General features: G+C 42.0%; 28 protein-coding genes and 2 pseudogenes. 15 read left to right on the top strand and 15 right to left on the bottom strand.

The window, feature by feature from the left end:
- Window positions 1-21: 21 nt before the first annotated feature.
- Together ACTHSQ_RS04150 and ACTHSQ_RS04145 are read right to left on the bottom strand one after the other, a co-directional pair.
- Complete coding sequence (locus ACTHSQ_RS04150; protein ID WP_049333503.1) at window positions 22-678, bottom strand: response regulator; 657 nt, start codon at window positions 676-678, stop codon at window positions 22-24.
- Window positions 675-2,435: a histidine kinase gene (locus ACTHSQ_RS04145; RefSeq protein ID WP_440371284.1), complete on the bottom strand. Its 1,761-nt coding sequence runs from the start codon at window positions 2,433-2,435 to the stop codon at window positions 675-677. Before ACTHSQ_RS04145 ends, ACTHSQ_RS04150 begins: the two co-directional genes overlap by 4 nt.
- 258 nt (window positions 2,436-2,693) lie before the next feature.
- On the opposite strand from ACTHSQ_RS04145, the gene mobA reads away from it, so the two are divergent.
- A complete protein-coding gene (mobA, locus tag ACTHSQ_RS04140) occupies window positions 2,694-3,275 on the top strand; it encodes a molybdenum cofactor guanylyltransferase MobA (RefSeq protein ID WP_154953616.1) in 582 nt (193 codons plus the stop codon).
- Window positions 3,276-3,403: 128 nt separating this feature from the next.
- On the opposite strand, the gene ACTHSQ_RS04135 is transcribed toward mobA, so the two are convergent.
- The 4 genes from ACTHSQ_RS04135 to ACTHSQ_RS04120 form a co-directional block, all read right to left on the bottom strand.
- Window positions 3,404-4,243 carry an NAD-dependent epimerase/dehydratase family protein gene (locus ACTHSQ_RS04135; RefSeq protein ID WP_440371283.1) on the bottom strand — a complete coding sequence of 280 codons (840 nt, stop codon included), beginning with the start codon at window positions 4,241-4,243 and terminating at the stop codon, window positions 3,404-3,406.
- Between the two features lie 41 nt (window positions 4,244-4,284).
- The gene (locus ACTHSQ_RS04130; RefSeq protein ID WP_070632959.1) at window positions 4,285-4,767 is read right to left on the bottom strand and encodes a DUF2269 family protein; all 483 of its coding nucleotides are present in this window, start codon (window positions 4,765-4,767) and stop codon (window positions 4,285-4,287) included.
- Window positions 4,764-5,153 (bottom strand): DoxX-like family protein, encoded by a 390-nt coding sequence (locus tag ACTHSQ_RS04125; RefSeq protein ID WP_154953612.1) that lies wholly within the window; start codon window positions 5,151-5,153, stop codon window positions 4,764-4,766. The genes ACTHSQ_RS04130 and ACTHSQ_RS04125 overlap by 4 nt, the downstream gene beginning before the upstream one ends.
- A 264-nt stretch (window positions 5,154-5,417) precedes the next feature.
- Complete coding sequence (locus ACTHSQ_RS04120; protein WP_154953610.1) at window positions 5,418-5,936, bottom strand: GbsR/MarR family transcriptional regulator; 519 nt, start codon at window positions 5,934-5,936, stop codon at window positions 5,418-5,420.
- Between the two features lie 244 nt (window positions 5,937-6,180).
- On the opposite strand from ACTHSQ_RS04120, the gene ygiD reads away from it, so the two are divergent.
- A complete protein-coding gene (gene ygiD / locus ACTHSQ_RS04115; protein ID WP_003683447.1) occupies window positions 6,181-6,966 on the top strand; it encodes a 4,5-DOPA dioxygenase extradiol in 786 nt (261 codons plus the stop codon).
- 274 nt (window positions 6,967-7,240) lie between these two features.
- Here ygiD and ACTHSQ_RS04110 read toward each other — a convergent pair whose 3' ends face one another.
- The 8 genes from ACTHSQ_RS04110 to ACTHSQ_RS04075 form a co-directional block, all read right to left on the bottom strand.
- Entirely contained in the window at window positions 7,241-7,543 is a 303-nt protein-coding gene (locus tag ACTHSQ_RS04110) for a TrbM/KikA/MpfK family conjugal transfer protein (RefSeq protein ID WP_154953609.1), read from the bottom strand.
- Between the two features lie 67 nt (window positions 7,544-7,610).
- Window positions 7,611-8,138, bottom strand: a complete 528-nt coding sequence (locus ACTHSQ_RS04105) for a DUF4189 domain-containing protein (RefSeq protein ID WP_083318783.1) — start codon at window positions 8,136-8,138, stop codon at window positions 7,611-7,613.
- 65 nt (window positions 8,139-8,203) lie between these two features.
- Window positions 8,204-9,331 carry a type IV secretion system protein gene (locus tag ACTHSQ_RS04100; RefSeq protein WP_440371282.1) on the bottom strand — a complete coding sequence of 376 codons (1,128 nt, stop codon included), beginning with the start codon at window positions 9,329-9,331 and terminating at the stop codon, window positions 8,204-8,206.
- Between the two features lie 46 nt (window positions 9,332-9,377).
- Entirely contained in the window at window positions 9,378-10,142 is a 765-nt protein-coding gene (locus ACTHSQ_RS04095) for a hypothetical protein (RefSeq protein WP_440371281.1), read from the bottom strand.
- A 117-nt stretch (window positions 10,143-10,259) separates the two neighbouring features.
- The gene (locus ACTHSQ_RS04090) at window positions 10,260-12,710 is read right to left on the bottom strand and encodes a VirB4 family type IV secretion/conjugal transfer ATPase (RefSeq protein WP_036472425.1); all 2,451 of its coding nucleotides are present in this window, start codon (window positions 12,708-12,710) and stop codon (window positions 10,260-10,262) included.
- Between the two features lie 62 nt (window positions 12,711-12,772).
- Complete coding sequence (locus ACTHSQ_RS04085) at window positions 12,773-13,078, bottom strand: type IV secretion system protein VirB3 (RefSeq protein WP_036472428.1); 306 nt, start codon at window positions 13,076-13,078, stop codon at window positions 12,773-12,775.
- Window positions 13,079-13,087: 9 nt separating this feature from the next.
- A complete protein-coding gene (locus tag ACTHSQ_RS04080) occupies window positions 13,088-13,477 on the bottom strand; it encodes a TrbC/VirB2 family protein (RefSeq protein ID WP_003683398.1) in 390 nt (129 codons plus the stop codon).
- A gap of 51 nt (window positions 13,478-13,528) precedes the next feature.
- Window positions 13,529-14,167 carry a lytic transglycosylase domain-containing protein gene (locus ACTHSQ_RS04075; protein ID WP_081451764.1) on the bottom strand — a complete coding sequence of 213 codons (639 nt, stop codon included), beginning with the start codon at window positions 14,165-14,167 and terminating at the stop codon, window positions 13,529-13,531.
- Between the two features lie 167 nt (window positions 14,168-14,334).
- Between ACTHSQ_RS04075 and ACTHSQ_RS04070 the strand changes: the two genes are divergently transcribed.
- From ACTHSQ_RS04070 to ACTHSQ_RS04015, 12 genes and pseudogenes are all read left to right on the top strand, one after another.
- A complete protein-coding gene (locus ACTHSQ_RS04070) occupies window positions 14,335-14,799 on the top strand; it encodes a hypothetical protein (protein WP_036472431.1) in 465 nt (154 codons plus the stop codon).
- 11 nt (window positions 14,800-14,810) lie between these two features.
- On the top strand, window positions 14,811-15,704 hold the full coding sequence (locus ACTHSQ_RS04065; protein ID WP_003683260.1) for a virB8 family protein: 894 nt from the start codon (window positions 14,811-14,813) through the stop codon (window positions 15,702-15,704).
- A gap of 2 nt (window positions 15,705-15,706) precedes the next feature.
- Window positions 15,707-16,432: a TrbG/VirB9 family P-type conjugative transfer protein gene (locus ACTHSQ_RS04060; RefSeq protein WP_003683393.1), complete on the top strand. Its 726-nt coding sequence runs from the start codon at window positions 15,707-15,709 to the stop codon at window positions 16,430-16,432.
- A 2-nt stretch (window positions 16,433-16,434) separates the two neighbouring features.
- Window positions 16,435-17,604: a TrbI/VirB10 family protein gene (locus tag ACTHSQ_RS04055; protein ID WP_070748295.1), complete on the top strand. Its 1,170-nt coding sequence runs from the start codon at window positions 16,435-16,437 to the stop codon at window positions 17,602-17,604.
- 330 nt (window positions 17,605-17,934) lie between these two features.
- Window positions 17,935-19,626: a type IV secretory system conjugative DNA transfer family protein gene (locus ACTHSQ_RS04050; protein WP_003683443.1), complete on the top strand. Its 1,692-nt coding sequence runs from the start codon at window positions 17,935-17,937 to the stop codon at window positions 19,624-19,626.
- 63 nt (window positions 19,627-19,689) lie between these two features.
- A complete protein-coding gene (locus ACTHSQ_RS04045) occupies window positions 19,690-20,343 on the top strand; it encodes a hypothetical protein (RefSeq protein ID WP_224783486.1) in 654 nt (217 codons plus the stop codon).
- An 11-nt stretch (window positions 20,344-20,354) separates the two neighbouring features.
- On the top strand, window positions 20,355-22,064 hold the full coding sequence (locus ACTHSQ_RS04040) for a calcium-binding protein (protein ID WP_440371280.1): 1,710 nt from the start codon (window positions 20,355-20,357) through the stop codon (window positions 22,062-22,064).
- An 83-nt stretch (window positions 22,065-22,147) separates the two neighbouring features.
- The gene (virB11, locus tag ACTHSQ_RS04035; protein WP_003683661.1) at window positions 22,148-23,167 is read left to right on the top strand and encodes a P-type DNA transfer ATPase VirB11; all 1,020 of its coding nucleotides are present in this window, start codon (window positions 22,148-22,150) and stop codon (window positions 23,165-23,167) included.
- 271 nt (window positions 23,168-23,438) lie between these two features.
- Window positions 23,439-23,528, top strand: a pseudogene (locus ACTHSQ_RS04030) (ArsR/SmtB family transcription factor); the annotation flags it as partial.
- Window positions 23,529-23,542: 14 nt separating this feature from the next.
- Window positions 23,543-24,343, top strand: coding sequence for an autotransporter domain-containing protein (locus ACTHSQ_RS04025; RefSeq protein ID WP_003683470.1), 801 nt, complete (start codon window positions 23,543-23,545; stop codon window positions 24,341-24,343).
- Between the two features lie 209 nt (window positions 24,344-24,552).
- Window positions 24,553-25,128 carry a hypothetical protein gene (locus ACTHSQ_RS04020; RefSeq protein ID WP_440371279.1) on the top strand — a complete coding sequence of 192 codons (576 nt, stop codon included), beginning with the start codon at window positions 24,553-24,555 and terminating at the stop codon, window positions 25,126-25,128.
- 272 nt (window positions 25,129-25,400) lie between these two features.
- A complete protein-coding gene (locus ACTHSQ_RS04015) occupies window positions 25,401-25,745 on the top strand; it encodes a hypothetical protein (protein WP_003686500.1) in 345 nt (114 codons plus the stop codon).
- A gap of 282 nt (window positions 25,746-26,027) precedes the next feature.
- Here the strand turns inward: ACTHSQ_RS04015 and ACTHSQ_RS04010 are convergent, their stop codons facing one another.
- Entirely contained in the window at window positions 26,028-26,381 is a 354-nt protein-coding gene (locus ACTHSQ_RS04010) for a histidine phosphatase family protein (protein ID WP_003686480.1), read from the bottom strand.
- 74 nt (window positions 26,382-26,455) lie between these two features.
- Between ACTHSQ_RS04010 and ACTHSQ_RS04005 the strand changes: the two are divergent.
- Window positions 26,456-26,565: pseudogene (locus tag ACTHSQ_RS04005) on the top strand (IS481 family transposase); the annotation flags it as partial.

Here is a 26,565-nt window from a genome sequence, read left to right as displayed (position 1 = left end):
AGAAGGTTTCAGACGGCCTGATTAAGACAATACCGGTTGCGGTACTTTGTGTTGCACCGCATAAACCGCTGCTTGGACGCGGCTGCTTAGGTTTAACTTGCGCAACAGGTTTTGCACATGCACTTTGACGGTTGACTCTGCCAGATTCAAATGGCGGGCAATGATTTTGTTGCTGTGTCCGGCGGCAAGATAGCCCAAGATTTCCATCTCGCGCGGGGTCAGTTGCTCCAGCAGATGGTCGGAGCGGGAAGGCGATGGAGAAATCAGCGATTGCACCAAGCGGCTGGTCATTTCTGGAGAAAAGACGTTGTCGCCATCGACAGCTTTGCGGATGCTTTCCAATAGGAAGTCGGCGTTGATGTTTTTCAGCAAAAAGCCTTTTGCGCCCATACGCATACATTCGGTCAAATCATCGCTGTCTTCGGAAACAGTCAGCATGATGACGGTCAGCTGCGGATTGATACTTAAAATTTGAGCCAATGCTTCGCGGCCGTTCATAACCGGCATATCCAAGTCTAGCAAGACCACATCAGGCTTGAGCTGCTCAACCATTTTTACGCCGGCTAGGCCGTCTGAAGCTTCGCCGATGACTTCAAAATCAGGCTGGCGCGAAAGCAAGGCCTTGATACCGCTGCGAAATAGGGTGTGGTCGTCAATAAGGGTAATTTTAATCGTCATGATGCTGTTCTCATTTGTTGCGGCAAAGTCAGCATAACAACTGTACCTTGCCCAATCTGCGATGTAATGGCCAATTCTGCGTTAATCCGTTGGGCGCGTTCTTGCATAATGCCCAAGCCGACATGTTCGCCTGAAGGCCGGTTTGATAGGTGTTCTTTATTAAAGCCTGCGCCGTCGTCACGAATCGTCATGACAAAATCGCCGTGGTTGGCAATTTCGACACTGACATGTTGCGCACGCGCGTGCTTCCGAATATTGGACAGGCTTTCCTGCAAGATGAAGATGATCTGCAAATGCTCATCATAATTCAAAGCCTGCCCGTCGTCCTGCCATTTTAAATCAACTGGAATACCGGTTTGTCGTTCAAAACGCGCCAGCAGCGATTCTACCGCTTCAGGAAAATCTTTATTACTGATTTTGGTGCGGAAATTCATCAAAAGTTCGCGTACGTCCTCGTAGCATTCCTGCACGCCGTCTTTGATAAAGCCGATATTTTCTTCGGCCTGCTCGCGTTGGTCTGAGGCAAACGCGCTTTCCAGCATTTGTACCTGCAAATTCAAAAAGGTCAAAGCTTGCGCGATGCTGTCATGCAAACCTTGCGCAATCAAGTTACGCTCCTGCAAGACAGCAAGCAGTCGGCGCTCTTGTTCCATGCGGTTGTTGGCGATGGAAATACCCAACTGTCCGCTTAAAGTATGCAGCAGTTTTTTGTCTTGCTCATCAGACATATGGCCGTCTGAAAAATATAGGGTCAGTACGCCGAGCTGTTCGTCTTGATAAACGATCGGAAATTCTACACGATTTCCTTCTTCGGTTTCACCGACGCTTGCCGCCAAGTCAGAGCGTTTGCGTTCTTCATCGGAAAGATATACCGTACCGCCCAAAGCGGAAAACGCCGGCAGAATCTGAGCCAGAAATTCTTCTGCCGCCTGTTGGGGCGTAAAAGTTTGGTGCAGATTGCGCGTGGTTTGGTAGAGCAGGGTCAAATCACGGTTTTGCCGCGCCAAGTCTTGGGTTTGTTTGGCAACCTGTCCTTCCAAGTCTGTATAAAGCGTATGCAGACGGCGGCTCATTTGGTTGAAGCCCTTGCTAACTTGGGCAAACTCACGGATCTGGTCTGTCTCGATTTGAACGCCGAAATGCCCTTTACTGATGGTCTCTACACCATCGCGCAGTTTTTCCAAGGGCCGGATAATCCATGAATAATGCCAAACAATCATCAAGCCTGCAGCCACAACAATCATCAGCATCATTGCCATTTGAAAACGGCGCAGCCACAAAGTATTTTGCTCGTTGGCATTTTCCATCGCCTGTAAAAACAGCTCGATGTTGCCGGCAAAACGATACAGGCCGATTTGGGTCGGACGCTCGTAATGTTGCAAAGACGGCTTGATGTTGGATTCCCAATCAATCAACAGCATCGATTGAATCAAGTCGTAAGCTAACGGCATTTGAGACGGAATCAGCGGATGAATAGCATCGCTTTGCGTCACATTGGCCAGCGTACGCTCAAATTCTTTGATTTGGTTGTCAATTTGCGCATTGGGTGTACGGACGCTTGCCATATAAGCCAAACGATACACCTGCATTTTCAAACTGCCCGCATCTTCAATCGTTTTGGCCGCGCTTTCCAAACGCCAAGAAAGCAGTAGGGTAAAGACAATCGACAAAAAAGCCGAACTGACCCATAAAAAAGTCAGCAGTTTTAAACGCGAAGACAGGCTCAGGCCGTCTGAAGATCCGGAGAATAATCGCATAAAGCACGCAGGAAACTAATCCGATAATCTTATAAAAATATCATTCTTTCGGTCTATAAACAACCTGTCTAAAATAATTGTATGGTTATGATAAGAAAAAACAGGGGTTTAATGTAAAATCATGTTATGATAAAATTCATCTCAAGTGAATTAAATCATAAAAATAAGGTTTCAGACGGCCTGAAACCTTGAAACTTATCCAATAAACACAACATCTTGAACCATACTCCATACTCTGCTTCGCAAAGGACTACCAAAATGAAAATTTTCGCACTGATATTGGCCGGCGGGCAGGGAAGCCGGATGGGAGGTGTCGATAAGGGGTTGGTGCAATGGCACAACAAAGCCTTGATAGATCATGTTATCGAAAAAATCCGCCCCCAAGTCAGCCACATCGCCATCAGTGCCAATCGCAACCTTGAATCTTACGCCCAACGCAGCGCGCACGTTTTCTCAGATGCGCGCCAATGGCAGCATTACGGCCCTCTAGCCGCCTTATGTACTGCCGCCAACGATTTACAAATTGCCACTGCCAATTGGCTGTTAATCGTATCCTGCGATATGCCGCGTTTGCCGGAAAACTTGGTTTCCCAATTTGAAACCATCGCGCGGCGCACGCCATTGTGCAATGCGTTTTATGTGGAGACCCCTGCCAGACCGCATTACAGCGTGATGTTTATCCGGCCGCAAATCCTGCAAAGCACCGTGCCATACCTTTATTCAGGAATGCGCAGCATCCGCGGCTGGCTGCAGCAACAGCGCGCGCGGGTTGTCCATTTCCCTCATGAGCAGGATTTTATCAGCTACAACACGGAAAACGATTTGGCCCAGCCTTTGTAGTTGGGTAGGTAGAAGCAATAAGCCGATAAAAGTGTGAATTGTTTTGCAAAGAAGTATTTTATAAAAGCTTTAGGCCGTCTGAACAACAAACAGACGGCCTTTGTTTTGTCATTTTAAAACTAAACAAATTATAGGCAACCGGCAAAGTTTTTTGCTGCCAATGGTTCCCTGCCTAGTAAAGCTGCAAAATTAGAATAGTCGGCGCATGAGTCTTGCTTGAGTAGGGCAAAGCTGTCGCGGCTGATGATGCCGTTGCTGAGGATGTTTGCCAACGGTAGCGCTGGATCAATCAGGCGCAGGGGAATGGGTAGGATACGTTGTGGCGGTTTATGGTGCAGTGTTTGACGGAGGATGGTCAGGTATTCCGCCAAAGTCAGCGTTTGGCTGCCGGTCATATTGATGATGCTATGGTCGGTGTCGGTTTGGACGGCAAGTTTCGCCAAACCTTCGGCAACATCGGCAAGGTGTACAGGCTGCAAGTGAAAGCGGCCGCCTTCCGGTAGGAGAAGTAAAGGGAGGCGAGCTAGTTTGATGAACAGTTCGCAGCTGGTTCCTCCTCGCCCGTAAACGACGGATGGTCTGGCTATGGCAATCGGTATGCAGCTTTGAGCAATGGCATTATCGCCACGTCCTTTGCTGCCGACAAAGTTGATGGATTGAGATGGATCGGCACCCAGTGCGGATAGTTGCACCCAGTGTTTGATGCCTGCTGATTTTGCCCATGCGACGAGCTGTTTGGGCGTATGGTGGTGTACGGTTTCTAGTATTTCGGCATGACGGCTCATGATGCCGATGCAGTTGATGAGGACGTCTTGTCCTTCCAATAAACGGCGTGCGGCTGTTTCATTGGGATGAAGAAAATCGAAGGCGCGGCGGTCGGGCGTACAAACTTGGTGACCTTGTTCTTTGAGGATTTGAACGGTACGGCTGCCGATAAAGCCGCTGCCTCCGAAAATGATGATGTTCATATGTTTTTCTTTATATTGTTGCTGTGGCTGTCTGAAAACCTTTAAATCGGTTTCATCACCATCAGGAAGTAAATCACAATAGTGGCGCAAAAGGCAGGGTAGCCGAGCAATTCCCAGCGTCTAGCGTAACGCCAGTAGGGTTCCGGAATGGTGTCTGCGTTTTCTTTATGCGCTTGTTCGGCAATCTTGGCCATGCGGATTTGCAGCCAGACAACGGGCAGCCAGCAAATGCCTGAAAAGATGTATAAGGCAAACGTCATCCATACCCAATTTTGTTCCAGCATAGTGGCAACAGTGTAGCCGCGTTCATACAGCATCCATAAGCCGGATAAGGGTTGGAAAATGACGGCGGGGGTCGTAAACCACCAATCGGCTTTGATGACCCAATGCGAGACGACCGACTGCGCGGCAACCGAACCGCTGCGGTTTGCCCAAAAGAGGTAAAATGCTGTACCAAAACCGGTGCCGACCATTAAGGTAGCCGAGATGATGTGCAGGGTTTTAACGATTAAATAGGTGTTCATTTTTTATCTCCTACGGATTGATACAGGAAAAATAAAGTAGCCATAATCGGCAGATTTTTTACCAAAGGCGCAAATGGATGCGCCCACATCTCGGGCAATCTAAAGGCAATAATCAGGCTGTATGCCGCGACGGTTATCAATTGCAGCAACCATATTTCGGAACGGGCACGAAAGCAGCTGAAGCATAAAAAGGCAAAACCGATGTCCAGCAGCGAAGCGGCAATTAATGTCGGCCATTGCAACGGATCGGGAATGCCGACCGAATGCAGCAAATCCAATGACATTTCAGGCATGAAAAACAGAGGCTGGGTACCGCTCCAGAGCCATAGCAGCCCCATCGAGTAAGGCAGATAGGCGGGGAGATTGTGCGTAGTGTTGTCAGGCATATTGGTTTCCTAATTTCATTTCAGTTCAAAAATATAATCAGTCTGAAATTTCTATAATTTCTGTTAAAAGCGAAATTATAGCGTAAAAAATTTTGGATAGGCTTCGGGATTGTTTCTTTGGGTGGGAAATCCATATCAAGTGATTCAAAATCTACAAAGGAACATTAAGCTTCAGATAAACATGCCCATACAAGGCTGCCATGAGCATGTTTCCATATCCTAAAATAATATTGCCTGTGTTTATTGCTCACAAGTCCATTGCCATCAACGGAAAAATTTCTGTATCCCCGCGCCTATTTTCAGAATTTTCACCATGGTTGAAGTAGAAAGCTTCAGCATTTCATTTGCCCACACGGTCAGCGTACTGATGAAATCATGGGTTTGTTGGATTCGCTGCTTGGCAGTTTCATTTTCCTGACTAAATTCAGGGCTGTCGATCAGGCTTTGCAAAAATTGCCGCGTCGGTTCGATTTCACGCTGCATACGCACTTCTGCGATGGTGCGGAACAAAGTCCAGACATCATCCGAAGTTTCAAAATGATCGCGCCTGTCGCCCAAGATATGCACGGTATGAACCAGTCTCAGGTTTTGCAGCTCTTTAATACTGGTGCTGACATTGGAGCGCGCTACGCCGAGCGTTTCGGTGATTTCTTCGGCGTTCATCGGTCTGCCTAAGATGTAGAGCAGGGCATGGATTTGCGCAACGGTACGGTTTACGCCCCATTTGGTACCCATTTCACCCCAATGGAGGATAAATTTTTCAGTGGTCGGATTCAGTTTCATAGTGATGGTATTCTATTTTTATCTTTTATTTCTGTCAATACAGAAATAAAGAAATTTTTGGCCGTCTGAAATAAAATGTTCAGACGGCCTTTTATATAAATCCTTATCCTACATATTCTCTCAGAAACTCAAGCCCCTATCAGTCATGATTTCTTATTAGTAAAAAATGTTGTTCATAAACCGGTATTTTTTGAATAAAAATTTATCCGTACAATTTGCTGTATCCGATAACGAGGAGTAAATCATGAAAAAAATGCCTGTATTGTTTGTCGGGCATGGTAGTCCGATGAATGCGTTAGATAAAGAAAACCCGTTCAATCAGAATTTTAGCCTAATTACGCAAAAGTTTGCCAAACCAAAAGCCATTTTGATGATTTCAGCGCATTGGTACAGCAGCCGTTTACAGGTTACGTCTGGCAAACGCCCTGAAATGATTTACGATTTCTACGGCTTCCCCGATGAACTCAGTCAAGTGCAATATCCTGCGCCTGGTTCGCCTGAGTTGGCGGAGCAAGTACGGTCATTATTACAGCCGGAAAATGTCGAGCTGAACCCAACACGAGGCTTTGATCATGGCGCATGGGCGGTGTTGAAATATCTCTATCCCGATGCCGATATTCCTGTGGTGCAACTGAGTCTTAATCGTTTGCAATCGGCAGAATGGCATTTCAACTTGGCGAAAAAGTTAGCTGCTTTGCGAGAACAAGGCGTGTTGATTATCGGCAGCGGCAACATTGTGCATAATTTGAGGGCAATAAGCTGGGAACATATTGATCAAATCGGTGCAGGGTATGACTGGGCGTTTGCTTTTCGTGAAACGGTCAATCAGGCAATTGCAACACGAGATGATGAAACTCTGGTGCATTATGATCAGCTAGGCGAAAAAGCCAAGCTTTCCGTACCAACGCCGGATCATTACTTGCCGTTGCTGTACATCATGGCATTACGCGAACCGCAAGACAATATTACGTTTTTCAACGATAAGCTGATTGCAGGCTCGCTCAGCATGACGTCTGTTTGGGTGGGGTAAAAAGGGAAGAATCAGAACAAAACAAACCATTCTTTATTTGTCCGACTCACTTTGCAGATGGTGCTAAGTTGTTTCAGGCGGTATTTTATGTCCAAATAAAAGCCATAACCTATATAGGCAAAGATGAGATTAAGTCTGTAAGATTTTAGTGTAAATAATTTTGGCAAAACAAATATTTGGATTCTGAGGGCAATTTGAAAAAGCTTTTAGATTTGACCGCTCTTTATAAGAGAAAAGGCCGTCTGAATATCAGACGGCCTTTTGTAAGTAAAAATTATTTAATGATTGAATCAATAAAATCATCAAAACCAGAACGATCCTGAGCAGGGCATTTTTTTAGGAAATTGCGTCGTGCGGTAATCGTATCGTGTCCATGTTTATGCTTGATAGAGTGGAATTTTCTTAAAGCAGATTGGCATTCAGATGGTTGAGATGCCGGATTGACCAAGCACATAAGTGCTTCGCAAGCCAAACGCTCATCACCACCCATCTGCGGAGGATTGAGGGGATTGGATGCCATAGAGGCAACTGAAGAAAAGCCCATCGCCAAGACAGTAATTGTTGAAATGAATTTCATAATTTACTCTGTTATTGAATGGAATTAGTAAAGGTAGATATCTGAAATTTCAGATAGCCTCTGTCTATTAAAATTTAGGCAATGAACAACCTTCGTTGGCAACGATAGAACATTGAGAGCTTCCAGATGCGTGACATTTTCTCAAAGCAGATGGCTCGGCATCACCAGGGAAACGTTCCGTTCCATAGAAGGTTTTTACTTTTTTTCCCAATTTACCTTGAACAACGGCAATACAACCATTTCGTACACGAACACCTATCTTACATGGTTTATTTCTACCTCCTCGCTCACAGGTTTTAATGGCTTCTCTTTCTGCTTCCTCACGAGAATTCATATCAAGTGCGCCACCTGCAATACCAGTTTTAGGATTAAATGCCCAAGCACCGTATTTTGAAGGGACATCGATGTTGATAATTTGGGGTTGGGTAGAGCCGCTATTGGAAGACTGAGGTCTGCCGACATTATATATAATTTGCCGACCAGAGCTATCGATAATACGGCAGGTACCAGTTGCAGGTTGATATTCGCCTCCACAGCCATTTGCATAAACATTAAGACTTACTAGCCCTAATAATATAATGAGCAATTTTTTCATTTTAGATCCAATCTTTTGTTAGATTTTTTGTCAATAGTCAATATATGGCAATCATAGAACTATTATTATGATTGATTTGGTCCTTTTCCAGGCTGACTTGCAGATTTTATAGCATCGGTGGTTGTGCTTCCAGGCTGATTTCCACCAGTCGTCCATACTGATTGTTGGACATTAGTTGGTGGAGTACTGTCAGAAGTTTTGGAGAAATTCTGCGTATTATAATTAGCCTGCTGCTGTTGATTATTCATCCCCGGCGGAGTAGCAGGTTGACCCGTTCCCCAACCCTGCATTGCATTGTATCCAGAGTATGTAGACATCATACCATTAAACCAGGCACCTGCCATAGGCGGTACGGTAATCAATAGGGTAGAAAGCATCAGACCCAAGCCCAGCTGTTGGGTAACTGTCTGCATAATACCGCCGACGTTTCCACCGATCAGTGCCGAAGCAATATTGGATACTGCATCGGTAATGGCGATATTGGCTACTAGATCCATAGAGATTTCAGCCATGACGCCAAGCATCACGCTGGAAAAGATGGTTGCCAGTCCATAGTATAGCCATTTTTGAAACAGGGGTGCTGTTTTTTTGAACAGAAGGCATAAAATAAAGATGGGCGCAAAGCCGATAAAGAGAGCCATGGCGATGCGGAACATGATTAGCATGGTACCTGCTACGATGGCAGGCCCTGCGGTACCGACGCCGACAAACCATCTTGCCTGTGTCACTTTCCCTTCGAGATATTCGCTGTCGGCAGTATCGATACCGTCAAGTATGCCCATCATGCTTTGGGTTGCCGTCAGGTTTTGGTCTATTCGGCAGCCTATGATGGATTTACTGTCTTGTGTCAGACATTTACTGCCGACATCGCTGTCGCCGGTCATGATTTGGGAAATGCCGTCTGAAAGGGTATCGGTCAGAACCCGTACGCTAAAATCACTGCCGGCTGCTACTCCCAGTGCAACGGCTACGATGAGATAGGTTTTGCCGAGACCGTACACAAAGCCTTTTAGGCCTTCCTGACTTCTGCCGGTTGCAATCAGATAACCTTGGATCATTATCCATAAAGTCAATAAGGCAACGATAATGGTAAAAACAAGCGTTAGGTTTTTAGACAATACATGTTCAGTAAAGAAGCTTATTCGTGCATAGATATAGTCACGAATACTGGAATAAAGGAGAAGATCCATCATGATGATGTTTTCCTGTTAAATAGTTTGGGTAAAAATAACATTAAAATTAGCGGAGTTTATAGCCAGTGCTGATGGCTCTTTTTGCTTTTGCTTCATCGTGGAATTTTTTTACCTTACTTTGTAAAACGAGCGAAGCTGACGCTTTGGTCAGGTTGCTGTGGTTCGAGCCTGAGAGCTGGTCTTTGGTCAGATTTACCCTTGCCCATTTGTATTGATCAAGCATTTGGTCGATAGATTTTATTGCCGATTGGTAATTTTTCAATATGATTTCCAACTGCTGCAATTTTGCGATGACTTCGGCTTCGGCAGAGGCTGCCGTATTACTTTGTCCTTGGGCATTGGAATTTTGTTTTTTAATCGAGGTGGCATTTATCTGCGAAAAAGTTTGGTTAATTTCTGTTTCCATTTTTCGTAGAAGCGTAAATTTTCGCTCTTCAAGAGTTACTGTACTAATACATAAATTTTTTGATGTCTGATTAGCAATTCTATTACAGCGATCCTTACGGTTTTGGAACATTTTTTTAATTGCGTTTTCTTCTTTTTTATCGAGTAGCTCTTTCAATTCTGGAATCTGTTCCATTTGACCGCGTACCCAATGTTGCAACTGGGTACGCCAGTTTTGCAGCTGAGTGACCCAGTTGGATAGCGTAACGGCGCGGTCTGCCGCATCCATCGCCCAGTTAATAGCATCTTGCATCATTTTGGCCCCATCAATAACAGGCAATACATATGAATTAGCTATCGGCATGGAAGTAAGCATTGTCGCCCCCACTAAAACTGAGGCGATTATCCGTTTCATTTTAGTTTTCATTACAATTCAATCTTTCTTTAAATCGGTTAATTTTAAAATATTTAAATTTCCTGTCTTAGGGTTGCCTGAAGACTTACAGTCTTTAGACAACCCTGTCTCATTTTTAGTCAAATTGGCTTAATCCGCATTACGCATCACATTCGCAGCAGCTTTCTTACCGGAACCCTTACGCTCTTCGTAGAAAGTCTGTAACCAATCCTGTGGTCTTACTGCATCGATTTCGACGCCCAAACGTTCGGCTGTTTGCTTAATGATGCCGTCCATAATGTCGATGTTGTCGGTACTGGCGGAGATAACAGCCAATTCGTCATCAAATCCACGCAGGTTAAGTTGACATACTGCAGACGCATGGCCTTGTTTGACCAAGAAGCAGCGGCTGCGCTCATCCAGGCTTTTGACTACTTGAAATTCTGAGTCGGTCAGCTTCAGTCCATCGATGTAATCTTTTTTATCTGCATTTGGATTTGGCAGCAGTATCATGGTAGCTGTCTGCTCAATCAGAGCGGCGGAAATGTCGCTTTTGAGGGCGTCTTCTGGTGACTGGGTGGCAAAGATACCCATACCGTTTTGCTTACGGATGGTTTTTTGTTTGTTTTTGGCAAACTCTTTCAAGCCGCCTTCGCCATCAAGAATTTTCCAGAATTCATCCATGATGTAGATAAAGCGGCGACCATCGATAAGCTCTTCCATTCGATGGATAAGATAACCGATGACTGGATCGCGTACCTGTGGGTTTTCAATCACGTCGGTGTAGTCGAAGCCGATGATGTTGGCACCACTGAAGTCGATTTTGTCCTGAGGGTTATCAAAGACCCAGCCGAGACTGTTTCCTCTAGTCCATTTGCGGATATTGGCATAGAGGGAATCGTCGCCGGTATTGGGCAGCGATTTTTGGAAGTTAGAAATACTGCGCAGCGCTGGTGGGGTATCAAGCATGGCTCGGACGGCGCGCAGGATGTCGTCGTCTTCTGCTGCTGAATAGTGCGCCTTGCCACCTAATTGCTTCATAAGGCCACAGAGGAATTGGACATTTGCCTCTGTATTTTCGCATTGGAAGGGGTTGAAGCCGGTAGGCTGACCGCTTTCCAGCGCCATATAAGCACCGCCGCAAGCTCTGACAAAGATCTCGGCACCACGGTCTTTATCGAAGAAGAAGATAGTGGGTTTGGGATCGTATTTTTGTACCTGGCTAAGGAGGAAGTTGATAAGAGCTGTTTTACCTGTACCAGACTTACCAATAACCATGGTGTTGGCAATGGCTTTTTCACCTTCAGAATCTTCACCTTCAAGGGTTGCATGGAAGTTGAAGTAGTAGGGCTGACCATTGGTTGTTTGAAGAACGGTAACGCATTGCCCCCATGGGTTGCCCTCACGTTTACCAACGGCAAAGTTGTGAAGAGGACAGAGGCCCAAGAAATTTAACGATGAGAGATTGGCAATGCGGGTGCGGTAGTTCCAGTTGCCTGGAAGCTGGGCATAATATGCGGCGCAGACGGCCAAGTCTTCTTTAGTCGTTACAAAGCCTGCATTGGAAAGTTCGGCTCGGGCAGAGGCAATGTTTTGGGAAAGTTGCTCTTGGCTGTCGGCATAGATAGCAAGGCTAAAATGGTAGCCACCAAGAACAAAATTGCCAGATGCGAGCTGGTCCATTGCATGGTCGAGTTCTGCAATTTGGGTAAAGGATTTGTCGCCGGAAGAGATCATCATGCCACGAGTGCGCTCGAGAGTTTTCATAGCATCGTATCGGCTCATTGGGCTGAAGCTATGGGTGATGACGTATTCAACATCCAAATATTTGAGACCATTCAGTATCCCAGGGTAGGTACCATCAGGATATTCTTTAAGGTTGAGTATGGCACCATAGTGGTTTTTACCCTCAGGAGTACGGACGATATAGTCGCCGGTTTTGGCAGAAAAAAGATGTCGACTAAGGGGTAAGTAGTTGTAAACTGGGGCTGGTAGTACGGGAACTGGCTCGTTAATGCGGTTAAGGATGTAACCGAAAAGTTCGAGGGTTTCAGAGAATACAGTCCCGTTTTTACCTTCATACATACCAAGTCGGTATGGATGGTAGTCTTTGAGAACAGCCTCAAGGTTGGTTGCTAATTCGTTAAGTGTACCAATAGCTTGTTCCTGCTCGGCCTTCAGACGATCGATATTACCCGATTTATCAACGAATTTTTTGCCATCAACAACTGGGCGATAGATCATGGTCAAGTAAAGCTCGTTATTCATGAGCTTTTCTTGGGAGAGTCGAGAGAAATAACGATTAGAGAGGCTTTGGTTGAAAGACTCTTGAAATTCAGGACGTAAATCGATACTACGATGACGTCGAATGTCATGTACCCAAAAGGCGACATTTACGTAGTCGGGTGCACGCAAGGATTGGAGCAGACGGTTAAATGTATTGTGCTTGTGCTCAAGCTCCCATTCTTCACGACCTACGAAGGGAAGGCCAGATAGATGCCATGTTGTCAGGTAATCTCCACCAGTGGTTTTAACAATGGTTGGAGAGACATGAGTGGAGAGGGATACGAATTGACTGATTGATGCGTCAGGAGTAAACATTTTATTTGTTTTTTGTGTTGGAATTGTCCGACAGACAAAAGTATCTGTCGGACGTTTTGTTGTCATTGTTTGGGAGGATTGTTGCGGTACTCGTTAGGCGAGAAGCACCATGTGTCAGGAAACTCTTCTCGATTTCTGGCTTTAAGCCTGAATTTCAGACGTAAGCCTAAAAAACGAAAAATCATGTCATCTCGCTTGGCCATCTGCCTCATAATCAGAATGATGAATGGGATGGTTAGCAAAAAAAACAAATTGAAGTACATTCCCATTAATAATCCTGAACCGGCTCCTATAAAGAAAGGTATATAGGGTACGCCGAGAAAGGTTGCCGGGCGAGTACATCCTCGAAAAACGATGTTTTTTTGCATAATGAATAATTATGCGAAGAATTGCAATACTTGCATCATTGCTGAAGTTGTACCTGCAGAGCAGGAGTCTGCATTACCAACCAGCATTTTTGCGATTTGACCAGCTGCACCAATCAACACACCACCAATTAAAATAGGTGCGACGTCGGAAATGCGTTTGTGAGCAAAAGCAATTTGATAACCGGCAAAGATAATGGCGATGGTTACGACAGCGACAGACATCAAGTTCAATACGGTATGGATGTTTTTAATAAATTTACATGCACCACCAGAAGCTGAGGTGAAATCATCGGCTGCCATACCTACAGCTGGCGCTAAAAATGCTGCAGCAACAAAAGCTGCTGTTGCAACGTTTTCAGCAGTAAAGCGGGATTTTTTTTGGATCTGAGTGTTTTTCATTTGAAATTTCCTATGTTTATTACAGGTTGATGTGGAAAAAAATCGTATTGTCTAAAAGACTGCTGCACTATCTGTATAAATATTGCTTGGTGCAGTGTTATTGTCTTGCAGGTTATGTCGGTTTTTGGAGACAGTGACCGGATATGATTGTGGATTAGTTGCGATTGTCGAATTTTGGCGGTTAGGCTGTTGCGCTGTCATTTGTACTATAGTGCGAGGAGCATTTGAGGTATTACTGATGACAGGGATAGCATTTTGTGGAAGAGTTTTTCTCCCTTGCCTCATGGATGAAAAAATTTTTTGCACATATCCATGCTTATATCCTGTTACAAAGTTGCCGGAATAATAGCAGCTGAAAGATTTTCCCCAGTCTTTCGCACGATTGTAGCATTCTCGCAATATATGAGAGCCAGCCTTTACGTTTGGGCATACTTGGAACGCATGTTCGTAGGAATGCAATCCGTATTTTTTCAAGTTGTATCGATTGACTTGAGCTAGTCCCAAGGAGAAGTTAAATCCTTTTTGTTCCAACATCTTGGCAGTAGCAACTGCTTCAGCTAAATTTTTTGGTTGTCTTTGTAGTCGGCCACCTACAACACCTATGGCATATGGATTGCCTGAGGATTCAACTCTCACAACATGATGCATGACGTCATGAGGAACAGCTAAGTCAGTGCAGGAAAAAAACATGATAGTAGAGATGAAAATATGAATTTGTATTGACGCGAAATTTAGCACAGATTAAAATAATTCACAAGATTTTAATCAATAAAAATAACCAAGCGTAAATTGTCTTTCTTAACTTTTGGTTAAGGTGCTTTGGTTGTTACTACAGTTGTTTTATTAAGGTGCTATGTATGTTTCTTTTAAGAACGTTGTTGCTGTCTGTGGGTGTAGGCGTGCTAGTGGTGGGTTGCGCAAGCCAGTCTGCTCCAGATTTTCCAAAGTCATGGAAGCAATTAAATGAATTGCCAGATCAGGTAACTGAAATTCCTCTTGTTAGGCCCCATGTTTATCAGGTGACGCAACTTGATACGACTGTAAAAGGTTTGCTAGAGCGTTGGGGGGAAGAGGCAAAAATGCCTGTCGTTTATGACCATACGCTTGATTTTACATTGTATAAGAAGGTATTGACTGTACGAAATACCAATCTTGAAAATGCGTTAGGTGAATTATCCAAACTCTATGAGGATCGTGGAATGGTTTTCTACATTCAGAATGGTGTCATTATGGCGCATAAAAAAATGGGGGCTGCTGTAAAAAACAGCGAAAAGAGAAAGCATGAGAAATCAGTAAAAACTGATGTTAAATCTCAAAACTAAAATGGGAATATATGTTTAACTCAAATAAAAATACTACCAATGATAAAATTCAAAAAGCTGTCAAAAAATCTTTGGATTTCGAAACGACTCTAGTCGATATCCGCAAGAAAAGTGAGAAAAGGGCATGGGTAGTTGCCGGTGTTGCTACTTTTTCTTCTTTGTGCTTGCTCGGGGGGTTATTTTATATCTTGCCGTTGAAAGAAAAAGAACCTTATCTTGTCATGGCTGATATTTATACAGGACAGGCAACAGTTGCCAAGTTGGCTGGTAATTGGAATAATTTCGATATTACTAAAAATGAGGCGGTAAATAAGAGTAATATTTCTCACTTTATTATTGCTAGAGAATCTTTTGATAGCCAAATTATTTATGATAATGATTGGGCTACAGTTTATTCTATGTCGGTAGCAGGTGTGTCTGACAGTTATCGTAATCTAATGAATAAAAGTAATCCTAACAGCCCGTTCAATCTTTACGGCTCAACTCAGTCAATTCGCGTTAAAATTTTGAGTATCGTTCTTAATAATAGCGGAAAGGCTGATGGTCGTGATGCCAGTGCGACAGTCAGATTCCAAAGATTTTTATTGAATAAGAGTACTGGTATATCAAGATTCATAGATAGTAATGTTGCTACTCTGACCTACACTTATAACAGTAATTTGAAGATGGATGAAAAGTATAGGTTAAAAAATCCTCTAGGATTCCAAGTGTTGTCTTATCGTGTTGATCCTGATGCTAGTGAATCAGCTATTCAAGATTTATCCTCGGATTATCTTTCCGTAGGAGCATTGTCTGAAAGTCAGTCTCAGCAACAAATGCAAAGTACTCCTCAGTCAGAAGCTCCTACATCTTTAGACAATAATGTTTCTGGTACTTCTCCTATATCTGTTGAAAGTGGGAATTAATAATGTTAAAAAAAATGTTTTTAGCGACAGCAGTATCGTGGTTGTTGCAAGGAAGCGTCTATGCTGCAGCTATTCAAGAGTATACGTTTCAAGAAAATATGACATATCCAGTTCATACTGCACAGGGTGTAGTTACACAAATTGAACTTGATTCTCGTGAAAAGGTTAAAGATTTTGGTGCAGGCCTAAGCGGTGGATGGGATTTGGTACGTAGAGAGAATGTATTTTATCTGCGTCCAAAGTCTGATGCAGTTGATACTAATCTTATTGTTCGTACCCAGGCTCACCAATATATTTTTGAGCTTAAAGTTCTAAAAAATGTTGTTGGTAATTTGGCAGAAGCCTCAGACAAGGGGGTAAATTATCAAGTTAAATTCAGATATCCCGATTCTACAGATTTTAGTCTTCGTGCTAGTACTTTGGCTGGTTATAGCCTGAAATATGATTCTTCTAAAACTTACAATACTAATTATGATGTGGCTGTAAGTGACACATCTCGTTGGCTAGTTCCTTTAAAGGTCTATGATGATGGTAGATTTACCTATGTTCACTTGAATAAGGGTAAATTCACAGGTGATTTTCCTACCATTTATGGCCGGAAATCTGAGAAAGGAACCGAGTTTGTTTTAAACAGTAATGTTGAGGGTAGTGTAGTTATTGTCCATGGGACTTATCCATTCTTAGTTTTGAGACATGGAAATGATGTAGTTGGATTAAGGAGAAATTAAGAATGTCTGATAAGCTAAATAATGAATATCACAAAGATAGTGAATCATCACAAAACTTATATTCAAGTCAATACGAGCAAGAACAACTAGCGGGACTTGAGGAGAATGCTCCTCAGCTAAATGCCCCCGTTGATCGTACAGTCAACAAAAAAGCTATTGCATTTATTGTAGCTGCGGGTTTTGGGCTGGCTGGACTAGGTGCATTTGCCTACCATCAATTTAGTGGCTCTGAGGAAGCCCCTCCTCCAGAACGTCCTCAGGTGGTTACAGTGCCAGATCTACCGGCTCCAGAACCTCAAGTTATTGAAACACAACCTGTTGACCTGCTAGAAGAAAAAAAGTCTGAATCAGAAACGGATACATCGACTACGAAACCAATAAATGTATCCATCCCTTCGGTAGTAGAGACTTTGCCACCTACAACTCCTACAACTCCTACAACTCCTAATCTTCCTATACAGCCGATTATTCCAACAGGTGATATGTATGCTAATATGAATAATGCATTTGTTCAAGATGGAGAGGCTGCTCAGAAAGAGTCGGGAGCAAGTACAGCTCAAACTAATGCTGTTCGTTATATGCATAACAGGGATAAATTACTTCTACAGGGTACTTATCTGCGCTGTGTATTAGAAACTAAAATTGTTTCTGAAGTAAAAGGGTTTACATCTTGTATCATCACTGAGCCTGTATACTCTGCAAGTGGAAAATATCTCTTGTTGCCGAAAGGTTCGAAAGTAATGGGACAATATGGTTCCAGCAATCCTACTGGCCCGCGGATGGAGGTCATTTGGAATCGAATCATAACACCAGAAGGCGTTGATGTAACACTAGAATCCCCTGGAGTAGATAATCTTGGTGCGGCTGGCCATGTTGGTAAATTTAAGTCTCATTGGGGATCACGTTTGGCATCGGCTTTATTGATTAGTATGATTTCAGATGCTTTTAAATATGCTGCTACTGAATATGGTCCACAAGGACAAACAGTTACAACCAACACATCGACTACCACTAATCCTTACGAGAGTGATACAGCCAATACATTGAAGCAACAGGCTATCAGCCAGCTTGAGCGAAATAATGCTCGTCCTAATACAGTAACGATCAACCAAGGGACCTTGATTAATATTTATACTGCCCAGGACATTGATTTTAGTTCGGTTATGCAGTAATTTTAAAGGGCCGTCTGTTTTTTCAGACGGCCTAATCATTATGTGTTTATCATAAAGGATAATTGCTGATGAAGCCTCTCGTCCTACTATTATCTATAGTTCTATTGCCAGCTGTATCCCTAAGAGTTTGTATAGAGCAGTGTGCATGAGTATTATCAAAAAAAGCAAAAAATATTTAGTTCAAACATACAGTGAAACTGCCAAGGATAGTACTAAAAGAGAGTGATAAATTTCATAATACACTCATCACCTTAACCTTAGGCTATCTGAAAACTAATATCTTCACTAGAAAGCTAAAATAATCTATTACTTTGACTTACAGGTATTGAAATGACTCTAAAAAACAAATCTATTATTACGGTAGTTTTACTATTAATTTCTTTCATATTAGGCTGTTACCTTTCAGGCTTTATCCTGCTGCAATGGTTAGGCTTAGATAAAACTCCCTTACTACTTACAACATGGTTCAAATATTATAATACGCTGGATATTCCTCAGGTTGCCAAATATTCACTACAAATTAAAACATCAGGAATTGTTGGATTTGGTTTTACTTTTCTGATTGGTCTGCTTGGTTTAATTCCTATTTGGCGTACAGCTTCCCAAAGTCTTCATGGAGAAGCACGATTTGCCGGGATGGCTGATTTGACAAAAGCAGGATTTTTCAAACAAACGGATACTTCAATTGTCGTCGGTAAATACAACGGCAAATTGTTACATTACAATGGCCAGCAATTCGCATTGTTGGCAGCGCCAACACGTTCGGGTAAAGGTGTCGGTATCGTTATTCCGAACCTGTTAAGTTATAAAGGATCGGTAGTGGTTTTGGACATCAAACAGGAGAACTTCAATTTGACTAGTGGCTACCGCAAAGAAGTATTAGGTCAGGAAGTCTATTTGTTCAACCCGTTTGCCGAAGATGGAAGGACGCACCGTTGGAATCCGTTTACCTATGTTTCTTCCGATCCTGACCAGCGAGTATCGGATTTAATGTCGATAGCTGCAATGCTATATCCTGATGGGGATAGTCGTGATAAGTTCTGGGTAGCGCAGGCAAGAAATGCGTTTTTGGCGTTTTCACTTTATTGTTTTGATGAGTATGAAGCAATGGCTGATTTTCCCGTGGTGGGCAAAGAAAATGAGCCGGCCTGTACATTAGGAAAAATATACCGTCTTTCATCAGGTAATGGAACAGAACTCAAGGAATACTTTACATCTCTATCACAACAACCATACCTCAGCGAGGCTACAAAAACTGCTTTTTCCGGTTTAATCTCTCAAGAAAAAGAAACCTTCGGTTCTATCATGGGTACATTTAAAGAACCCCTCAACCCGTGGATTAATCCTGTCATTGATGCCGCCACTTCCGCTGATGATTTTCTGTTGACTGACGTACGTAAAAAGAAAATGACTATTTATATCGGCATTCTTCCTAACAAACTTGCTGAGTCAAGAGTCATTGTTAACCTCTTTTTCTCTCAACTTATCAACCAAAATACGAAAGAGCTGCCTCAGGACAACCCAGATTTGAAACACCAATGTATGTTGTTAATGGACGAATTCACAAGTATTGGTAAAGTTGAAATTATTGCTCATTCCGTCAGCTATATGGCAGGTTACAACATTCGCCTATTTCCGATTATCCAATCAGTCGCCCAGCTAGATGCTGTTTATGGCAAAGAATATGCGCGTACTATTATCACTAACCATGCTTTGCAAATCATCTATACACCTAGAGAACAGCAGGATGCAAATGAATACTCCGAAATGCTAGGTTATACCACAGTGAAAAGAAAAAATGTCAGCCGTGGACGTGAACGTAGTGTCTCAGAAAGCGAAGAGCGTCGCGCACTGATGTTGCCGCAAGAGTTAAAGGCAATGAGCCAAGATAAAGAAATTATCCTTTACGAAGGTATGTCACATCCGGCGCAAGTGGGGAAAATCCGTTATTACCAAGATGGAACATTTACCAAACGACTGATGGAGGCAGTGAAAGTTGCCTCGTTAAAAGGAAAACGGTAATAGTAATAAAAGCTCAAGGCCGTCTGAAAATTAAATTTCCAGAATGATTAAAAAGGAATTTATATGAAACTATCAGCGATTACAGCCATATTAACTGTATGCTTGGTGACCTCCTGTACTCCGCAGATTAGTAATAAAAATATTAAGGATTCTTCCAAGATGCAGAATATACAAAAGGAAATAACTATGGAACAAGTGCGCAATCGTTGCCGAAGTATGTTGCACAAAGTGGAAAATCGGGATGATCTAATTAAGCAGATGTATGATACGGCATTTAAAGATGACTGCCTTTATACGATGTACGCAAGTGAATTACAAGAGATTTGGCAAATACCCGTAATAGAGGCATATGATTATATGCAACATAATCAAGATATTCATTCATCTATAGGTATGTATGTCGTTTTCAGGCATACTGAACTTAAATCTAGTTTATATATTACTCAAACAAAAGAGTACCTAGATAAAATAGGTAGCATATTTCCTGAAAATGCATTCCCTAAATTTTTTCCAAAGCCTATGACACATGAAATACCTGAGGGGGTGTATTTAGATTTTGAGTATTCAGCCAAAAGAAAAGATGATGATTCAATAAAAGAAAGACTAGATTATTATTGGAGAGAATCAGGCCGTGAAATAATTGCTACTAATTCTGGGGGAGGTGCAATTTTAGCTTTAGAGTTTTGTAGCAATCTTAAAATGAGCCCAATGCCATAAGGAGTTTTAGGATGCCAAAGATTATACTGAATAAAAGAGCAGAAGCAGAATTGATGACACTTGGTTTTCATAAAATAAGATTCAATAATCAAATGTCTGAACTAGATAGAATTAAGCAAGACTCAGAATTAGTGGAGCAAATTAACCATTTCGCTAGTAAAGGGGGACATATCAAACCTGCTCCAAAAAATCGTGAAGGAGCATATTATGATCCGAAAAATAAAAGTATCCATTTTGAACAAGATATCCGATATATTACCGCTAGAACAATGTCTCATGAGGTAGGACATGCATTAGGTAAACATCAAGCTAAATCAGCTAGTTATTATGATACTGCTAAGGCTTATGCTCAAGCGCGAGGCTATGGAGAAGCTGAGGCGATCTTTAACGAAGCGCGTATGGTTGCTTACGAAAAAAGATATAATGGTAGGGCATATAGTACAGGAATTAGTGGTGATCTTTACCCATACGTTAAAGGTAAGAGTTTTGGAGAGGTTAAAGATTTAATTGCTCGCCAGAATATGTATGGTATGTACCCAAGTAATGGAACTGGATCAATCAGAATGACTTATTATGAAACTGATATTGAACATTTCCTGAATACCCGTACTAATTTTTCCAAAGACTTTAAAGAAGCATCCATAAGCCCTAATTCCAAACAAGTATTTGTTAAACATATGGCAAATTATGACACTTTTGGAAATAAGGGCAACAATAAAATTGTTGCTGATGGATCATATAGCCGTGATAGTTTATTAATAGGCAGGGCTAAGACTTATTTAAAAAGTGGGGCATATATGTATGGAGATGCCGGAGATGATATTCTAAAAGGTACTAATCAAAATGATATTTTATTAGGCGGTAGTGGTAATGATGTATTAATTGGTGGTAATGGTAATGATATTTTAGCCGGTAATTCTGGAAGAGATAAATTGTTTGGTGGTAAAGGACATGACAAATATCGTGCTGACAATTTAGATATTATCCGAGATTCAGACGGCAAGGGTGAAGTATCATTGAATGGCTATATATTACAGGGTGGTGTACGTGATTTATCTCAACCAAACCGTTTCGTTTACCGTAGTGCTGGAATGGTATATGAATGGGATAGAAATACGGGGACATTAGATATAAATGGTCTTAAAATTAAAAATTTCAAAAATGGGGATTTAGGCATTCATTTACAAGAAAAGAAAACAGGCCAATATAGTAGTGGTGTCAGAGATAGTAATAGTATTAGAGTACATTCTGCTACAGGAATAGAGAGTACTAAGATTTTACATCAACCTAAGAGCAACATAGTGCATGCTCCTGTTCCTGGCGATTGGGATAATATGCAATCTGTGAAGCCTTTAAAGTTGGAAGCTATCCCACAACATGCTCAAAATATCTATCAGCAAAGTAAACAAATTTTTACTGAATTCTGTAATAAAAAGGATATTAGCTACGATGAAAGAAGCTTAGATAATATTGCTATGGCATTGGCTGCTGAAGGATATGCAAATAAGATGCGAGGGGCTTCTTTAATCAATATCAAAGAGAATGGTCAGATTCTTATTGGTGACAAGGCTCCTGAATTAAGAACTGCTTCTGTGGATATGCAGAAAGCTGCGGTTACTCCGATAGAGGAGAGTATTATCAAAGTACAAGAAACAGCTCAGCAATTTGAATTAGAAACACAGCAAAAACAGTTGGCACAAGTACAAGCGCGGGGAATATAGGTGTTTCTTAATCTTGAATAAAAAGCTTCCTCAAGTTTTAAATTTCATTATAATTGTATATTTTAAATCAATTTATTTTAACTATGGATGAATTAAACTCAACAATTTCAGCGGATTTCTTAGATTATCAATATGAAGTATTGGGAATTACCTCTTTCTTAAAAGATCCTGATGTGACTGAGATTTGTATTAATAGACCAGGGGAGGTATTTTTAGAAACCTCTCAGGGATGGAAAAAGGTAGAAGTAAATACGCTAAACTTTGATAGGGCACGTCAGTTCTGTACTGCTGTTGTTAATGAAAGTAATACTGGTCAGCGAATTACAGAAGCGGAGCCGATGGTATCGTTGACATTTCCAACAGGACAACGTGCCCAATTTGTGATTCCTCCTGCCTGTGATTCAGGAAAAGCTTCAATTACGATCCGTTTGCCATCAAAACATACAAAAAGCTTAAGTCAGTATAGTAAAGATGGTTTTTTTAGTCAGATTATTGAGTTAAATGGAGAATTATCTCCTCAAGATAAGGAATTAGTCGAACTGAAGAACAATCGGAACTACGAAGAATTTTTTAAAAAAGCCGTTGAATATAAAAAGAATATAGTCGTTTCAGGTGCAACTGGTAGTGGTAAGACTACTTTTATGAAAGCATTGGTTAATCACATTCCTTTAAGTGAGAGACTAATCAGCATTGAGGATGCTAGGGAGCTATTTATTCCTCATGAAAATGTAGTTCATTTGCTTTACTCAAAAGGTGGACAAGGTAGTTCAAATATTACGGCAAAAAGTTGTATGGAATCCTGTCTGCGTATGAAGCCGGATAGAATTATTCTAGCAGAGCTACGTGGTGACGAATCATTTTATTTTATTCGAAATTGTGCATCTGGACACCCGGGATCTATTACAAGTTGCCATGCTGGTAGCACAGAACAAACATGGGATCAATTGGCATTAATGGTAAAAGCATCACCAGAAGGAAGTGGTCTGGAGTTTGAAGTTATTAAAAACCTGCTTAGGCAGACCATTGATATTGTTGTGCACATTAAAGCTCATGCTGGACAACGTTATATTACGGGTATTGATTTTAATCCTATCAAAACTTAATGTTGAAGATGACGCAATTGAAGCAATATATCATTGGATGATACAGAATGTGTGAAACATGCAAAGCAACTGTAGGCTTATGTTGTTAAGGTTGTGATATTAATGAATGTTTAAAGGCTGTCTGAAAATCTTTCAGACGGCCTTTTCTTTTAAGCAGCTAAGGTTAAATAATCCTGATTTAAAAAACCTTCTTAAATTCCCTTTGACATTCCCCCTCATTCCCTTTAAAATGAGTTTAAGTTTTTAAACATATAAACTCAAGAAGCCGAATATGCCGCAACAAACCATGAATTTAATGCGCGAGTGCATTCCCATTTTTACCGTGTTGAGTGATGAAAACCGCCATCAAATCCTGCGCGTGTTCCCGGTAAACGCTTGGAAACCGAGGGACGTTCCCGTTTAGACGTTGATAGTTCACAATATGTCGCACAAGTAGGTTATGACTTTAACCGCAGCGAAATGCAAAATGGCGTACCACAATCTCTAAGCGGTGTATATTTTGCTTATTCTCGTGCAGATAGTCGCTTCTACGACCAATATCGTGCTGAAAACGGCGTTGTGGCTGCTGATAAATATACCGGTAAAGGTAAAACAACAGCAGCAAATATCGGTGTATATCACTTATACCGTGCACCAAATAATGCCTATGTGGACACAGTAGCGCAATTCTCTTACTTAACTAACAAATACAATTTTGTATCTAATCCAGAAGTAAGACAACATGGTTGGAGTGGTGCACTATCTGTTGAGGGTGGTCACAGCTTTGCATTGGGCAACTCCAACTGGCGTATTGAACCTCAAACCCAATTGATTTACCAACGCTTAAAACTTCAATCATTCCATGATGGAGTTCGTGATGTTGCACAAGGTTCGGACAACAACTTACGTGGACGTATTGGTGTGCGTTTAAGCCACAGCAAAGACTTCCAACGTAACCCAAACGTGTATTTTGTCGCAAACGTATGGCATGATTTTGTTAAAGCAAAATCTGTCTTAATCGGTGATACCAAATATGGCGAGAATTATTCCCGCACTTGGTTGGAAGGTGGTGCAGGTTTAAATGTACCATTCGGTAATCACGCTATTCATGCAGATCTTCGTTTAGAACATTCTCTAGGCAATAAAGGTAACCGTTCCGGTGCGAAAGCCGTGTTAGGTTATAGCTACGCTTGGTAATTCAAATAACAAATATATAAAACAAAAACCACCTTCTTCTGAAGGTGGTTTTTTATTAGATGTTTTGGTTCTTATAATATGGTTGCTAATTTGTTTCAGCAATAAAAAAGTGATATGATCGCGCCCCGTCTTAATTCTGAGACAGAGAGGAAAAAAAAACTATAAAATTTAAACTTAATAAACTTACGTTGCTTCTATTAGCCGCACCATTGGCTGCGAATGCAAGCGTTACTTGGTCAGGGACTAATGACGGAATTCCGGAAACCCTTGGGAAAGTAAACCCAGATACGGTTAACGGCTTAGTTCAAGTTGGTAGTGGTAATGGTAATGAAGGTAATCTTAGAATTGATGGGGGCTCTGTTGTAAATATACAAGGGACATTACATATAACCAACCATCGCCAGTCTAAAGGAACTGTTGTCGTTGACGGGCAAGGCAGTAAACTCATTGTAACCAGTGATGCCAATAATCCAATGAATATCGGTAACTTTGGTAGTGGTAATTTATATGTTTCCAATGGTGGGCAGGTAATCGGTGAATTTGAAGGGACTGAACCGACACCTCACTTTTGGGGATGGCTTCGTGATACCCCGGAAGATGTCACCAATACGGTAATTTCAGTTACCGGTAAAGGTTCATTGCTTCAGTACCCGAAAAACGCCGAAATTCGTGTTGCCGCAAGTGATTGGAGCTCTAAAACCAATACTGTTAATGTATTAGTTGCAGATGAAAGTAAACTTACTGCGGGGACATTAAGAGTAGGAAATGGTACAACCAACATCTAAATTGGTGATAACAACAAAGCAGGCACGTTTGATGTAGAAAAAATTAAACTTGAAGAGAATCCTCAAAAGGTCAAATTTGATTTCGCACAAACAGATGATTTTAACTTCACGCCTGAAATGACCTCAGCTTCCCCTACTACTAAGATTGTTGACTTTGTTCAAAGAGGGAGTGGCACCACTTTATTTGCACCAAGAAACATGAGTGATATTAGCTCTAATGTCAGTATTACTAACGGTACATTAGAAGTTGGTAGAGATTCAGCCAAGCTCCGTTGATTATTACGGGTGGCTTCCGTTCGCAAAACGCCATGGAAGATGCACTCGCCAGCGGCCATTTGGATTTGGTCGGCGTCGCCCGCCCGTTTGCCTTAGTCCCTGATTTGGCAAACAAAATGCAAAACGGCACTTACCAAACCGTGCAGACCGACCGCATCCAAACGGGCGTAGCGTTGGTTGATAAAAAAGCGGGCGCGATGCTGGAAATGAACTGGTATATGACGCAAATGGACTTGATCGGACAAGGCAAACAGCCCAATCCTAAATTGTCGGCGTGGAAAGTTTTACTGAAAACTTTGTGGGAAAACGGCAAGGCAGGGTTAAGTACGGGCAGAGCTTGATGGGGCAAGCAGTTGGATTTTAAAGTTGATTTGCAAAAACATCTGAAAATTTGACCGTATTTAAAAGCATGGAATATAAATAAATTGATACTAAAAAACTGTTTAAATCGTTAAGTACAAACGGTTTTTTAGAAGTTACGGTAGAGGCATTAATACAGAAAAGACGCTGCTTTGGTTGAGATTTAAAATAAAAAATAATGAGTAGATTTAAAACGAGCGTATTGGGGCTTGAGCTAACAGACTAACAGTGTGTCGATGTGTGAATTAGGTAACAGATTGTGATCATTGTAAATGAGCCACATTGTTAAGCTGCTCAATATGAAAACCACTTTCACTATCGTATTTCACAATACTGATAGAAGTATTCAATAATGACACGGATTTACCCTCATCACGATGGTTTTCCAAAGTCGCTCCGCCTAATAAGGACAATAAAAGCCGCAAGGTGTGGCCATGCGATATCACTAAAATATTAGCGCCCGATTGATGTACCTTAATGATATCGTAAAGGGCGGCCATTGCACGTACTGCCAATTGTTCAAAGGTTTCGCCACCATTGCTTAATGCTTTATAAGCTGCCGGGTCATTGGTCAGTTGTTTGAATTCTGTTAGCTTCCGCAGGTCAGCGATCTGCATACCTTCCCAACTTCCAAATGATTGTGTAGAAACTAGTAGCGTTGTTTACAGTATTTCCAGGAGAATACTGAAACATGAACATGCACCAAAACACCCGTCTCACCCCTCACCACCGCCAAGCCATTTGGCTGGCCTACACGCAGGGGAAGGAAAGCGTCACCTCCCTGGCACGCCGCTACCAAGT

The sequence above is a fragment of the Neisseria sp. P0009.S008 genome (assembly GCF_051958615.1).
Taxonomy (GTDB): Bacteria; Pseudomonadota; Gammaproteobacteria; order Burkholderiales; family Neisseriaceae; genus Neisseria; species Neisseria subflava.
Note: the sequence above shows the minus strand (reverse complement) of the source record. Positions and strands in the feature narration are given on the sequence as shown.